This window comes from Klebsiella sp. Q2 (assembly GCF_009900705.1).
Taxonomy (GTDB): Bacteria; Pseudomonadota; Gammaproteobacteria; order Enterobacterales; family Enterobacteriaceae; genus Klebsiella; species Klebsiella quasipneumoniae.
The window spans coordinates 289407-302373 of record NZ_JAAABE010000002.1 but is presented as its reverse complement, the minus strand read 5'-3'; the positions used below and the strand labels follow the sequence as shown (position 1 = coordinate 302373).

Annotated in this window: 11 protein-coding genes and 1 pseudogene; 7 read left to right on the top strand and 5 right to left on the bottom strand. The window is 61.9% G+C overall.

The annotated features are described in order from the left end of the window. Window positions 1-73: 73 nt before the first annotated feature. Window positions 74-1606, bottom strand: a complete 1533-nt coding sequence (locus tag GT756_RS09135; protein ID WP_131076431.1) for an MFS transporter — start codon at window positions 1604-1606, stop codon at window positions 74-76. Window positions 1607-1722: 116 nt separating this feature from the next. On the opposite strand from GT756_RS09135, the gene GT756_RS09130 reads away from it, so the two are divergent. Continuing rightward, the gene (locus tag GT756_RS09130) at window positions 1723-2640 is read left to right on the top strand and encodes a LysR family transcriptional regulator (RefSeq protein ID WP_109938399.1); all 918 of its coding nucleotides are present in this window, start codon (window positions 1723-1725) and stop codon (window positions 2638-2640) included. A gap of 73 nt (window positions 2641-2713) precedes the next feature. Here the strand turns inward: GT756_RS09130 and GT756_RS09125 are convergent, their stop codons facing one another. From GT756_RS09125 to GT756_RS09110, 4 genes are all read right to left on the bottom strand, one after another. Beyond that, on the bottom strand, window positions 2714-3703 hold the full coding sequence (locus GT756_RS09125; protein ID WP_072140470.1) for an isopenicillin N synthase family oxygenase: 990 nt from the start codon (window positions 3701-3703) through the stop codon (window positions 2714-2716). Window positions 3704-3723: 20 nt separating this feature from the next. Continuing rightward, a complete protein-coding gene (locus tag GT756_RS09120) occupies window positions 3724-5142 on the bottom strand; it encodes an amidohydrolase family protein (RefSeq protein ID WP_064187142.1) in 1419 nt (472 codons plus the stop codon). 11 nt (window positions 5143-5153) lie between these two features. Next, window positions 5154-6143 (bottom strand): ABC transporter substrate-binding protein, encoded by a 990-nt coding sequence (locus GT756_RS09115; protein ID WP_160124718.1) that lies wholly within the window; start codon window positions 6141-6143, stop codon window positions 5154-5156. A gap of 294 nt (window positions 6144-6437) precedes the next feature. Next, window positions 6438-7337: a LysR family transcriptional regulator gene (locus GT756_RS09110; protein WP_049093733.1), complete on the bottom strand. Its 900-nt coding sequence runs from the start codon at window positions 7335-7337 to the stop codon at window positions 6438-6440. 207 nt (window positions 7338-7544) lie between these two features. Here GT756_RS09110 and GT756_RS09105 point away from each other — a divergent pair, with 207 nt between their 5' ends. The 6 genes and pseudogenes from GT756_RS09105 to GT756_RS09080 all read left to right on the top strand — a co-directional run bounded on the left by GT756_RS09105 (window position 7545) and on the right by GT756_RS09080 (window position 12967). Continuing rightward, window positions 7545-8513, top strand: coding sequence for a PDR/VanB family oxidoreductase (locus GT756_RS09105; RefSeq protein WP_004202954.1), 969 nt, complete (start codon window positions 7545-7547; stop codon window positions 8511-8513). 11 nt (window positions 8514-8524) lie between these two features. Continuing rightward, complete coding sequence (locus GT756_RS09100) at window positions 8525-9808, top strand: amidohydrolase family protein (RefSeq protein ID WP_049093734.1); 1284 nt, start codon at window positions 8525-8527, stop codon at window positions 9806-9808. Further along, window positions 9798-10277, top strand: coding sequence for a RidA family protein (locus tag GT756_RS09095; protein WP_048324511.1), 480 nt, complete (start codon window positions 9798-9800; stop codon window positions 10275-10277). Before GT756_RS09100 ends, GT756_RS09095 begins: the two co-directional genes overlap by 11 nt. Beyond that, window positions 10274-11157: pseudogene (locus GT756_RS09090) on the top strand (creatininase family protein). Before GT756_RS09095 ends, GT756_RS09090 begins: the two are co-directional and overlap by 4 nt. After that, the gene (locus GT756_RS09085; protein WP_064183308.1) at window positions 11157-12140 is read left to right on the top strand and encodes an ABC transporter substrate-binding protein; all 984 of its coding nucleotides are present in this window, start codon (window positions 11157-11159) and stop codon (window positions 12138-12140) included. The pseudogene GT756_RS09090 and the gene GT756_RS09085 overlap by 1 nt, the downstream one beginning before the upstream one ends. Next, entirely contained in the window at window positions 12137-12967 is an 831-nt protein-coding gene (locus GT756_RS09080; protein ID WP_032431880.1) for an ABC transporter ATP-binding protein, read from the top strand. Before GT756_RS09085 ends, GT756_RS09080 begins: the two co-directional genes overlap by 4 nt.

The window sequence follows — 12967 nt, the reverse complement described above, 5'->3', positions numbered from 1 at the left end:
CAGTCCCGGTTCGCTAAGCAGACCGGGAAAGGCGGTTGCCGGGAGCGTGACGCCAATGCGCTATCAAGGGGGCTCAGGATCCGCTGTTGCGGGTTTGGATAGCGCTCCCCTTCCGGCATAGCGTCCGCCAGACCATCAGGGCGCACAGCAGGGTGACGACCGCCAGCCCACTAAACAGCAGCGTATAAGCAGAGTCATAGCTCTCGCGCAGCGCCCGGAGGGAAAAGTCAGGCAAAAGCGCAGCCGCCTGCGGCATATTGCCGGCTCCCAGCCAGCCTGCGGCGCGGTGAATCACCTCGGGGGCATACCCGTGAACGCGACTCTGCAGGGTCAGGGTATTGCTTGCCGTTAATACCGCGGAGACTATCGCCAGGGCGATCCCCTCGCCGGCAACGCGAACGGTGTTGAACAGGCCTGCCGCCATACCGGCTTTCGCCACCGGCACAGCGGATATCGCCAGGCCGTCCATCAGCCCCCAGGGAAGCGCCGCCCCCGCCCCACAGAGGATCAGCGCCAGCACCAATTGCGAAAGATGGTTACTGTGAAAAGCATCGCCCAGCAACAGCAACCCGACGGAGGCCATCATCAGCCCTCCCGTGGATACCCGCCCCGGTGAAAACCAGCGGGTGAGCAGGGCCGCAACGGATGGGAAAATCAGCATCGGCGCGGTCAGCGCCATCAGATACAGCGCGCTCTGCGACTCACTCATCCCCTCTCCGCCCATAAAATGCAGTGGAACAACAATCAGCAGGACCACGTAGCAACAGCAGGTGGCGACAGGCAGCAACAGTACGCCGACAAAACGCGGATGGCGCAGCAGGGAGAGTTCCAGCACCGGGTTGCTCACCCTCTGGCAGCGCACGGCAAACGCCACGAACAGTCCCGCCGACGCGATGAACAAGGCCAGCGTGGTCAGCGATAAAAAGCCGCGGGCCGGAATGACCATAAGCGATGCAGTAAACAGCATCAGGGCCAGCGTAAACAGGGTTAAGCCGAGGTTGTCAGGTGTCCGCGGCTGGCTTTGTTCTGCCGCCGGCAGATACGCCAGACCGATAAGCAGAACCATCGCCGAGAGCAGCGCAAACAGGGCGTATACCCCGCGCCAACCCACCGCGTCGGTCATGAAGCCGATCAGCAGCGGGCCGAACGCCAGGCCGGCGCCGAACACTGTGCCCAGGATGCTGAATGCCCGCGTCCGCTGAGCGCCGTCATACAGCTGGGCCAGCGCCGCACTGCCGCTGGCTAAAATCATCGCCGCGGCCAGACCTTGCAGCGCCCTCAGCACGCCTGACAGGAAGAGATTGTGCGTCAGACAAAACAGCAGGCTGCTCAGGCAAAACAGCGCGGCGCCGGCGATAAAAATACGTTTTCTGTCGATGGCATCCGCCGTCACCCCTGCGGCCAGCAAAAAGCTGCCGAAAGTCAGCATAAAGCCATTGGTCAGCCACGACAGCGCAGCGGGAGAGCCGCCCAGCGACTGCTGTATCGCCGGGGTGGTCATGACGCCGCCGGTAAAACTTAACGGCAGCAGCAAGGCCGCCATAAAGACAGAAAGCGCGGCCAGGGCGCTGGCGTATCGGGAAGGTGTTCTGGCGGTGAGTAACATCGGGCGGCCCTCATCAGTCGGCAAGGAATGAATAAACTATCGCCATCCTATTGCGGATGTTCTTGCCGATAAATAGACTGAAAATATCTTCTTAAGAGACAAAAGGTTTATAATCGATGGACAGCCTCACTTCGCTGACGTCCTTTGTCCGCACCGCCGAAACGCTAAGCTTTGTTCAGGCCGCCAGGCTGCTGGGGATATCTGCCTCGGCGGTGGGTAAGAATGTCGCCCGGCTTGAGCATAAGCTGGGGGTCCGGCTGTTCAACCGCAGCACCAGAAACGTCAGCCTGACGGCGGAGGGGGCCGCGTTTCTGACCCGCTGCCAGAGTATCCTGGAGCAGATCCAGGAGGCCGAGTCTGAGCTGACCAGCAGTCTTTCACAGCCCACCGGTAAACTGAGGATTTCACTGCCTGTCATCGGCTACCGCCTGTTGCTCCCTGCCCTCACCGCCTTTAGCCGTCTTTATCCGCAGGTTGAACTGGATCTCGATTTTAGTGACCGGCTGGTCAATCTGATCGATGAAGGATTTGATGTCGCTATCCGCAGCGGCGAACTAGCGGACTCCCGCTTGATCGCCAGAAAGCTGGGGGGCTTTCGTTTTGTGCTCTGCGCCAGTCCGGCCTATCTGGCGGAATACGGCGTTCCCGGCTCGCCAGCGGAATTAGCGGCGCACAAGTGTATTTTTTTTCGCTTCCCCGCGACAGGGCTGATCCAGCCCTGGGAACTGCGCGATATGCGGCTGACGGGAGATTTCAGGGCCGCTGCCATTATGACAGTCAATAACATTGAGGCCGCCATTCGCTTAAGCGCGGCGGGGATGGGCATCGCTTATGTGCCTGATTTTGTCGTGCGCGAGGCCATCAACGAGGGACAACTGCAGGAGGTGTTGCCCGGCTGTTGCGTCAAGGATGGGCATTTCTCGGTCCTGTGGCCCGCCAGCCGCTACCTGTCACCAAGAATACGCTGTTTTATTGATTTTATAGCTGCGGCAGAGATACCCTTGTCGCCCGTATCGGCAAGCCCTACCCCCTGAAAAGCTCAGCGCCGGATGTCCTGCCGCGCGGCCAGCGAAAGCCGGCGGCAGGTATACCATTCAAGAGCGCATCTTACCCTTTGGCAAAATTGGCCTGGATCCGCTGCTGCAGATAATCCTCGGCGCTGATGGGCGGGTACTTTCTCTGCGGCCCGAGGATCTCGACATCTTTATTGGCCTGGCAGAAAAACGCCAGGCTGTAGCGCGGCCCCTGATATTCGTGGGGCAGCGGGTTTCTCACCCGGTGGAAGTTAGACGGCAGCTGGTCGTCGCTCCAGCGCATCAGCATATCGCCGATATTACAGGTGATCACCTCCTCGCGCGGCTCAATGCTGGTCCACTGTTGGCTTTCGCGGTCTTTACCGGGACAAACCTGCAGGCCACCCTGACCGGGGCGCTGGAACAGCAGCGTCAGACAGTCAAAATCGGTATGCGCGCCGGCCCGCCACATTCCCTGCTGCGACTGCTCGGTTGCATAGTAGTGCAGCATGCGCAAGGTGCTCTGATAGGTGTCACGCTGCGGATCGTGCGCGGTGGTGAAAAACGATTCCGGAAAACCGAGCTTTAACGCAAAGCAGGAGAGGATCTTCATCCCCAGCTGCCAGCACTGCGATTCAAACCCGAGCATCGTCTGTCGGAAGCCTGGCAGCTCCCGATCGCTGGGCCAGCGCCTATCCATCAGCGGACGGGTTATCTGATAGGACTCTTTTTGATCCGGCGTGCGGGTCGACGGCCGAACCTGCGCCTTGCTCTCCCAGCCGGCGTTGCCGGCCAGCGGATACTGGCGCTTCACCTCGTCGGGCAGGTTGAAAAACGCCTCGGTCGTGCTGAACGCCTGGCGGATCTCCGCCAGCGGAATACCATGGTGGCTGACCTGGAAGAAGCCGATCTCCACTGCCGCCTCCCACAGTTGTTCGGCAATATCATGTTTTCTTTCGGCAAAGTTCGACAGGTCGATACAGCGCACTTCGCGGGCGAAGGTCTCTTCACCCTCGGCGCCCATCAACGCCTCTTTTTCCAGTTCCTGTAAGGCGTAGCGTTGATTCTGAGTAGTTGCGTTCATCTTCATTATCCTGTTATCAGTTAAACAGCGACGCGCTGTTGGAGGGTACGGACGGCCGCCAGCGCGTCGTGGCGCATCGCGTCAAGGTCGAGACCGGGAATGGCGTCATCTTCCACGATGGGCCGGCCATTCAGCAGCAGCGCCTTCAGCGCGGCGCGCCCGCCGCAGGCCACCGGCCCAATGGCCATGTCGTGCAGGCCGAAGTAGCGCGGATCGTCCAGCCGGTAAATGGCGAGGTCCGCCTGCATGCCGACCTGCAGAGTGCCGCTCTGCGCTAAGCCGAGGATCTGCGCCCCGCCGGCGCTGCCCCAGCGCACCACATCCTCCACCGTGGCCGCATCGGCCCCGCCCTCGAAGGTGCCTCCGGCGTAGCGCGGCTGCGCCAGCATCCCCTTGCGCGCGCGCTGCAGCAGCCATGCGGCGTGGGCTTCGCTTTGCATATCCGCCGCCTCATTGGAGGCAGCGCCATCCACCCCCAGCGAGACCGGGACCCCGGCCTGCTCCAGCGCCAGCAGATCGGCGATGCCGCTGCCCAGCCGACCGTTGCTTTGCGGGCAATGGGCGATGCCGGTTCCGGTGCGGCCCAGCAGGGCAATCTCCTCCGGCAGCAGCTTCACCAGATGGGCAAACCACACGTCATTTCCCAGCCAGTCATGCTCCGCGCAGAACTGCACCGGCGTCATAGCGAATTTCTGCCGCGCGGCGTCAAGATAATCGACGGTTTCCGATAAATGGCTGTGCAGCCGGATCCCCAGCTGGCGGGCCAGCTTCGCCATCTCCCGCAGCTGGGCGCCCGGCGCGGAGTGCAGGACGGTAGTGGGCGCCATCACCACCCGGCGCAGAGAATCGGGCCGGGGGTCGTGATAGCGGCTGACCAGCCGTTCGATATCCGCCATATAGCCGTCGAAGGTTTCCGGACGCAGCGCCACCGGCAGATCCTGTTCCACCGCCCGCCCCTGGGTCGCCCCACCCCGGCACAGAACGATGCGCATCCCCAGCGCTTCCCCTTCGCTGAAGACAATCTCCGAGGTATCGAAAGGCATATCTGGCCAGTACAGGTAGTTGTGATCCGCCACGCTGGCGCAGCCCGAGCGCAGAAGCTCCACCAGGCCAATGCGCACCGCCAGACGAAAAGTATGCTCATCGAAAGCCGCGCGAAAGCGGTACGGCGTGGCGCTCAGCCAGGCCGTCAGGCTCTGGTTCAGCCCCTGCGGCTCGCCCTTCAGCAGCGACTGAAAAAGATGGTGGTGCGTGTTCACCCATGCCGGATAGATCACACAGTCGCGGGCATCGATCTGTCGCTCTTCCGGCAGCGGCGTCAGGCTGCCGATGGCCGCAATCTTGCCGTCGCGGATGCGAATATCTGGCCCGGCCAGCCGCGCCGCCTCTCCGGGCAGACCGCTGAGGATGGCATGGGCATTTTTAATCATTAATGACATGGCGTCGCTCCTCAGGGTTTAACCTGCATGGCCTGAACAAATTCGGTGGTGTAGGCCTGTTTCCAGTCGGTGGCCGCCGCCAGCAGACCGGCGCTGACCATAAAATCGCGGGTCTTCTGCCAGCGCGCGTCGGTCATCGTCCCCCAGCCCTGGCTGACGGCATCACCGCCGTCGATCAGATGATGCTCACGGATCTGGGTCACGCCCCAGGCGAGCAGATCGTCGGTCATTTTCGGATTGTCCTGCTTAATCAGCGCATTGCCCGGCGCCGGATCCTTGAGATAGCTCACCCAGCCCTCCATTGAGGCGCGGACAAACTTCGCCATCGCCGCTTTACGCTCGGCGATGGTGGCCGGGCGGGCGATAAGAATGCCGCCATAGGGAGGGTAACCATGCTCAGAAAAGAGGAAGAAGTTCGCCTTCACCCCGGCCTTCTGCACCTGGAACACCTCGGAGCTGACATAGGCCTGCTGGGCGACAGCGTCGTCGACGACAAAGGGTTGAATATTGAAGGTATAGGGGCGAACCTGAGCGTCGCTCAGCTGGTATTGCGCCTTCAGCCACGGCCACCATGTCGCCTGACCGGAGCTGGAGACCAGAATGGTTTTATCTTTCAGCCCCTGCAGGGAGGTGACATCGGCATGGGTCAGCAGCCCCTGGGGATCGTACTGAAAGGGCGCGGCAATGGCTTTCGCCTGGAAGCCGCGCTGAATGCCTTCCAGTAGCTGCAGATCGTAACCGATGATCACATCGGCCCGCTTCGACAACAGCAACTGCATGCCGTTGACCTGGGGGCCACCGGAGCGGATCTCGACGTCGAGACCATATTTTTTATACAGCCCAGTGGCCTGAGCCTGATAATACCCCCCCTGCTCCGCCTGAGCGTACCAGGAGGTCAGCAGAACGATTTTCTCCTCGGCCTGAACGGCCAGCGAGACACCGCCGAGGGCCATCAGGCCCAGCCAGCGTAAACCCCGGGGAAGGCGTGCGCCTGTTTTCATTATCCCTCTCCTCTTTACGCCGGGAGGGGGAGCGAGCGAATGTGGCTCAGCCTCCCATCCCGGTCAACATTGAACCGCGACATGGTGACTGAGCAATGTCCCGTATGGATAACCCGTACTGACCGCTTCTACTCACACTTAGCTATACAAAAACAATGCCAGATTTTATCGCCCGCGCGCGGCCGCGCAAAATCGCCTGCGCCGCCGCCCTGGGGCATGCAACCTTTGATTCATGCACACAAAAAACGCACCATTATGGTGCACTAATGAATGATTTTAGTGCCTGCCGGTCTCTCACAGCTGGCTGAAGAGCATCTCCAGCTGGTTCAACATCATCGAGGCGGCAAGTGAAAGCTGGCGGGCGGGCGAGACGCACAGCGCCAGCGTGAAAGGCTTAAGCTGCGGATCGGTAAGCGGCACAAACGCCAGCTGGCCGGACTCAATCTCATCGAGAATATCCAGCCGGCACAGGATGCCGATACCCATCTGCTCTTTAATCAGGGTGCGGATCATGTGGATGTTATTCGACACCGCCACCTCCTTCACCTCGTTGCCGCTGATGTTCACCAGCGCCTCTACCGGTTCGCTGATCATCAATGGGGCGGAGGGCAGGATAAACGGGTAGTCGATGCACTGGCTAAAGCGCACAGCGCTGCGGCTGGCCAGCGGATGGCCGGTCGGCACCACGATCCCCATATTCATTTCGGCAAACGCCCTCACCTGCAGTTCACGGGAGGTCTGCGGGTTGAGCATGATGCCGAAATCCGCCTCGCCGGAGATCAGCGCCTGCTGGATGTGGATATTGTTGATGGTGGTCAATGTAAAAGAGATGTTGGGATAATGTTTATGCACCTCTTTGAGCATCGTCGAAAAGAAATGCCGGTTAATGGCATCGATGGTGGCGATGCGCACATGCCCGCGCCGCAGTCCGCGCAGGTCATCCAGCTGCTCACAGACCCGGGTAAAGTCCTTTTTCCAGTTATTGGCCGCATGCAGCAGCAGCTCCCCGGCGGCGGTCAGCCGCAGCCCGGAGGGATGGCGCTCGAAGAGCGGCATCGCCAGCTCCTGTTCCACGCGCAAAATCTGACGGTCGATAGAGGACGCAGAGACATGCAGCGCCTCTGACGCTTTACGAAACGACCCCTGACGGGCCACTTCAGTGAAATAGAGCAGAAATCGGGAGAAGGCAAACATCGTTTGGGTGCTCTCTTTTTTGCAACGGGTTGTGCGAATCAAAGCTCTGGACGCAACAGTTTTATCACAATACCGTAGCATTCATAGCGGAGAAACGATCGTTTCACCCATTTTCTTGCACGCCGGACAGTTCACCGCGAAGGGGAGTTATCTCTTCGCCGACCCTGGCCGCCCTGCAGACAGCGGAATGAGGGAGAGTAAACGGTAATGCACAGCCACGATTTTATTTCGGTCTCGGTCGGGGAAATACGGCCCAACGGCGAGGGAAATCTGTCTTTAATATTGCAGGCAGCGGCCGGGGAAATATTACCGGCCTACTCCGCCGGGGCGCATATCGATATTATTATTCCCGGCGTCGGCCCGCGGCAATATTCCCTGTGCGGCATGCCTGACCGCGGAAATCGCTATGAAGTTTGCGTCAGGCTGGCGGACGCTTCCACCGGCGGCTCACGCTATTTGCACCAGCAGCTCAAAGCCGGCGATCGGCTCTCCATTTCGCAGCCGCGCAACCATTTCCCCCTGCCGCAAGCCGGGCGCTACCTGCTGTTTGCCGGCGGTATCGGCATCACGCCGTTGCTGGCGATGGCTGACGCGATTGCCGCCAGAAAGGGAGAGCTGGAGCTGCATTATTATGTCGCCAGCTCGCGCCAGACCGCCTTCTCCCCGCGCCTGGCTCAGCTGGCCGCGAGCGGCACGGTAGCGATTCACTGCAGCGAGGAAGGCGAGTCGTTTCGCCAGCAGATCCCCCCATGCTTAACCGCGCCCGATCCTGATACCGCGGTGGTGGCCTGCGGCCCGGAGGGCTTTATTCAGCGACTGCGGTCGGTCATGGATGAATATCGCTGGTCGCCGTCGCAATTTGTATTCGAGCGCTTCACTCCCGCGGCGGAAAATAATACTGCGGCGAAAAACGCTTTTTATATTGAGCTGGCCTCCAGCGGGCAGCGTCTGCAGGTCGCCGCGGATCAAACCATTGCTCAGGTATTACAGCACGCCGGGGTGGAGGTCATGCTCTCCTGCGAACAGGGAATGTGCGGGTCATGTATTACCGGGGTCCTCGACGGGATCCCCGAGCACCGGGACAGCGTGCTGACGGCGGAAGAGAAAGCTGGCAACGACCAGATCACGCTCTGCTGTTCGCGGGCGAAATCGCCGGGTCTGGTTTTGGATCTGTGAGGAGACTGACGATGACATTCTCCTCCTCTTGCGCGCCGCTCATCGGTATCAGCCGCGCCCGACTCCCGGCCTGGGCGCTGCCCGAAGGCTGGCCGACGCAGGCCAACGGTGAACCGCTGCTGGCGGACCTGGTCTTTCGCGATGGCCGGATCGCCGCATTGACCCCAACCGACCAGCCGACTCCCGGCCTGTGGGACCTGGCGGGGGCCCTGACGCTCCCCGGTCTGGTGGAACCCCATGCCCATCTGGATAAAACCTTTACCATTGAACGCTGCCGTCCGGCGCAGGCCGGGCTGCTGCCGGCGATCCACGCCATGCATGAGGATCGCCGACACTGGACCGGGGCGGATATTCAACGTCGGGCGTCCGCCGCGCTGGCCCGGGCGGCAGCGAATGGCGTGACCCATTTGCGCAGCCATATCGACTGGTTTACCGCCGACGCGCCGGACGCCTGGCAGGAGATCGCCCGCCTCGATACCGGCGGCATCACCCTGGAGCGGGTGGCGCTGGTCCCGCTGCCCCTGTTTCAGGATCCGGCGGATGCCGAGGCCATTGCCCGTGCGGTCGCCAACAGCGGGGAGCGCTGCCTGCTGGGCGGCTTCATCCACTCCTCCAACTGGGACGCCGCCGCCATGGCAAACCTGCTGCATAGCGCAGCCCGCTGGAAACTGGATCTGGATTTGCATATCGATGAGGAGCTCAGCGAGGTGTCTCAGGGGCTGACCTGGTTGGCGGATCATCTCTCCCGCCACCCTTTCCCCGGACATATCTGCTGCAGCCACGGCTGCGCGCTGGCCGCCGGCAGCGACGCGCAGGCGGCGCAAATCCTGCGTCAGCTGGCGGCGCACGGCGTCACCCTTATCGCCCTGCCGATGACCAACCTGCTGCTGCAGGATGCGACGTTCGGCCGCACGCCGCGCCAGCGGGGGATCACCCTGCTGCACGAGGCGCAGGCCGCCGGCGTGGCCACCCTGCTTGGGTGCGACAACGTGCAGGACGCTTTTTGTCCGGCGGGAAGCTACGACCCGCTGGACACCCTGGCCTGCGGCCTGTTCAGCGCCCAGCTTAGCGACCCGTTCGACCGGCAGTCGCGGCTGATCTGCGATCGCGCGGCGCTAACCAGTTCGCCGGCAGACGCGGTGCCCTTTGCCGTCGGGGCGGCGGCCAGCGTGGTGATTTTCCCGGGTAGCGACCGCTTTACCTGGCCTTTAAACAGCGCCGCCCGTCTGGTGGTTAACCACGGCAGGTTAACCCACCGGCGAGTGTGGCAGGAGGAGATAGCACATGAGTCTTGAAGCAGGCGCGGGGGCGCCGCTGGCGCGGTATGCCGCCTGGCGCAGAGCCGGCGATTTTATCTTTCTCTCCGGCATTATTCCGGTCAATCCCCTGACCGGCACCATCGTCAATGGCTTTCAGGATGTGCCTGAGCCGGTGCGGGAGCTGCTGGGGGCGACCGGCGAATTTTCAACCGATGCGAAACAGGGGCCGATCCTCGCCCAGAGCTGGTACGTCCTGGAAAGCATCCGCCGCACCGTGGAGTCCGCGGGAGGGCAGATGAGCGACGTTATCAAGCTGGTGCAGTACTTTCGCAACCTTGACCATTTTCCCTATTACAGCCGGGTCAGGAAGCTGTTTTATCCCGGCCAGCCGCCCGTTTCCACCGTGGTGCAGGTCAGCGAAATGCTGCCCGACGCCACGGTATTGATTGAAGTCGAAGCAACCGTCTGGTTACCCCAGCCAATTCACTCCGAGGCACCGCGATGATTAACGGTTACATTCCTGCAGCGCGCTTTCTCCCTTTTCTGAGCTGGACGGACGTGGCCGCCCTGCCGGATAAAAGCAATACGGTTATCGTCCTCCCTACCGGGGCGATCGAACAGCACGGCCCGCATCTGCCCTGCTCGGTGGACAGCGTGATATCTTCCGGCGTGGCGGGCCATGCCCTCGCCCGGCTGCCGGCGGCGATCCCGGCCTACGCCATCCCGCCGATCGTCTACGGTAAGTCAGAGGAGCATCTGCATTTTCCCGGCACCCTGACCCTCAGCGGCGATACGCTGCTGCATACGCTGCTGGAGATCGCCGAATCTCTCTATAGGGCCGGTTTTCGCAAGCTGCTGATGATCAACGGCCACGGCGGCCAGCCGCAGATCCTGCAGATCGCCTGCCGGGAAATGCGCCTGCGCCACGGGGATTTCATCGCCATCCCGCACGATGTGTTCAACGTGCCCAACTGCGAAAAACAGTTTCTCAGCCCGCATGAACAGCGGATGGCGATGCACGCCGGCCATAGCGAAACGGCGCTGATGCTGGCGCTGGCGCCGGAGTGCGTTCATATGGAGCGGGCGGTCGCCAACTTCCCGCCGGAATTCCCCTGCCCGACCCTGTCGAAAGGCCGTCCGGCGGCGGCATGGGCAGCGTATGACTTTGGCCCCAGCGGGGTGATTGGCGACCCGACCCCGGCGACGCGGGAGCAAGGCGAAGGGCTGCTCGACTCCCTCGCCGCCAGCTGGGCGCAGGCAATCATCGAGATCCACCGCATGGCCTGGGTCGAACGTCGAGAACCGACCTGGGGCAAACAGCACTGGCACGGCTTTGTCCAGTCCCTCCCCCCCCCTCTATCGCTGCTGATTCCAAGGAGCCCTGATGAATACCAGATCGACGCCAGTTTTAACCCTGCTGACCGTGGCCGCCCTCGCCACCTCAGCCTCCTCCTTCGCGGCGGAGAAGTTTACGTTTCTCACCAACTGGTATGCCCAGGCGGAGCACGGCGGGTTTTACCAGGCCCAGGCCACCGGGCTGTACCAACACGCCGGTCTCGATGTCGAAATTAAAATGGGCGGCCCGCAGATCAACGTTATGCAGCTGATGGCGGCCGGTCAGGCGGACTGCACCCTTGGCGACAACGGCCAGGCGCTGGAGACCTGGCAGGCGGGGGTGCATGCGGTAACCGTCGCCACCGTGTTCCAGCACTCGCCGACGGTGTTTATCACCCATGACAAAGTAAGCAACCCGGCTGAGCTTAAAGACAAAACCTTCCTGCTCGCCACCGAGGCCTATACCTCCTTCTGGCCGTGGGCGAAGAGCGAGCTGGGTCTGGCTGGCAGCAAAGTGCGCCCCTATACCTTTAACGTCCAGCCGTTCCTCGCCGATAAAAATCTGGTGCAGCAGGGCTACGTCACCTCCGAGCCGTTCTCCGTCGCCAAAGGCGGGCAGCCGTTCTATGTCTATCCGCTCAGCGACTGGGGCTACCCGCCCTACGGCAACTCGATCATCTGTATGGCGGACACCATCCGCAAACGTCCGGCGGCGGTGGCGGCCTTCGTCAAAGCCTCCATGGAGGGCTGGAAAAGCTACCTGCAGAATCCCACCCCCGGAAACAACCTGATCGGCAAAGCGAATCCACAAATGGGCGCCGAGCAGATCGCCTTTGGCATTGCCCAGATGAAGCACTACCAGCTGGTGACCGGCGGCGATGCTAAGACCGGCGGCATCGGCATCATCACCGAGCCGCGGCTGAAAAAAACCTGGGACATGCTGGTGAAAAACAAACTGATCGACGCCAGCAAGGTGCCGTTTGAGCAGACTTACACCCTGGAGATGGTCAAAGACGCCGGAGTGATGCCATGAATACCGCCCCGAAACTGACCGTGATGAGCGACACCCGCTTTACGCCCGCCTCCGCCACGCCGGCCATTGAGGTGCTGTCGGCGGAGAAGATCTACAGCAACGGCACCCGGGCGCTGCTGCCCGTCAACCTGACCATCAATCAGGGGGAGTTCATTACCCTGCTCGGTCCGTCCGGCTGCGGTAAAAGTACGCTGCTGAAGATGGTCGCCGGCCTGGTGGAGCCCAGCGACGGCAAGCTGATGCTGTGGCGGCGCGACAGCCGGGAAAAGGCCCAGCATCCGCTCTCGTTTGTCTTCCAGGAAGCCACCCTGATGCCGTGGAGCAGCGTGCGCAATAACGTCAGGCTGCCGCTGGATCTGGCCGGCGTGCCGCGCGCGGAAGGTAATACCCGGGTGAGTGAAGTCCTTGAACTGGTGGGGCTGGGCAAGTTCGCCGACGTCCTGCCGCGCGAACTCTCCGGCGGCATGCAAATGCGCGTCTCCATCGCCCGCGGTCTGGTCACCCGGCCAAAGCTGCTGCTGATGGATGAGCCCTTCGGCGCGCTGGATGAAATTACGCGCAACAAGCTCGACAGCGATCTGCTGCGTCTGTGGCAGGAGCAGAACCTGACGGTGGTCTTCGTCACCCACTCGATCCACGAAGCGGTGTTTCTCTCGCAGCGGGTGATCATGATGGCGGCCCGTCCCGGACGGGTGGTGGAAGATATCGCCATCCGGGAGCCGTTCCCGCGCAGCGAGGCGTTCCGCGTCAGTCCGGCCTTTTCCCTGTATGCCCGTCAGCTGCAGGACAGTCTGTTGCAGGCCAGCCAGTCTGGTATGGAGCCATAA

Coding starts and splice junctions, on each gene's coding strand:
- GT756_RS09135 (WP_131076431.1), bottom strand. CDS start 1,606: ATGTTACTCACCGCCAGAACACCTTCCCGATACGCCAGCGCCCTGGCC.
- GT756_RS09130 (WP_109938399.1), top strand. CDS start 1,723: ATGGACAGCCTCACTTCGCTGACGTCCTTTGTCCGCACCGCCGAAACG.
- GT756_RS09125 (WP_072140470.1), bottom strand. CDS start 3,703: ATGAACGCAACTACTCAGAATCAACGCTACGCCTTACAGGAACTGGAA.
- GT756_RS09120 (WP_064187142.1), bottom strand. CDS start 5,142: ATGTCATTAATGATTAAAAATGCCCATGCCATCCTCAGCGGTCTGCCC.
- GT756_RS09115 (WP_160124718.1), bottom strand. CDS start 6,143: ATGAAAACAGGCGCACGCCTTCCCCGGGGTTTACGCTGGCTGGGCCTG.
- GT756_RS09110 (WP_049093733.1), bottom strand. CDS start 7,337: ATGTTTGCCTTCTCCCGATTTCTGCTCTATTTCACTGAAGTGGCCCGT.
- GT756_RS09105 (WP_004202954.1), top strand. CDS start 7,545: ATGCACAGCCACGATTTTATTTCGGTCTCGGTCGGGGAAATACGGCCC.
- GT756_RS09100 (WP_049093734.1), top strand. CDS start 8,525: ATGACATTCTCCTCCTCTTGCGCGCCGCTCATCGGTATCAGCCGCGCC.
- GT756_RS09095 (WP_048324511.1), top strand. CDS start 9,798: ATGAGTCTTGAAGCAGGCGCGGGGGCGCCGCTGGCGCGGTATGCCGCC.
- GT756_RS09085 (WP_064183308.1), top strand. CDS start 11,157: ATGAATACCAGATCGACGCCAGTTTTAACCCTGCTGACCGTGGCCGCC.
- GT756_RS09080 (WP_032431880.1), top strand. CDS start 12,137: ATGAATACCGCCCCGAAACTGACCGTGATGAGCGACACCCGCTTTACG.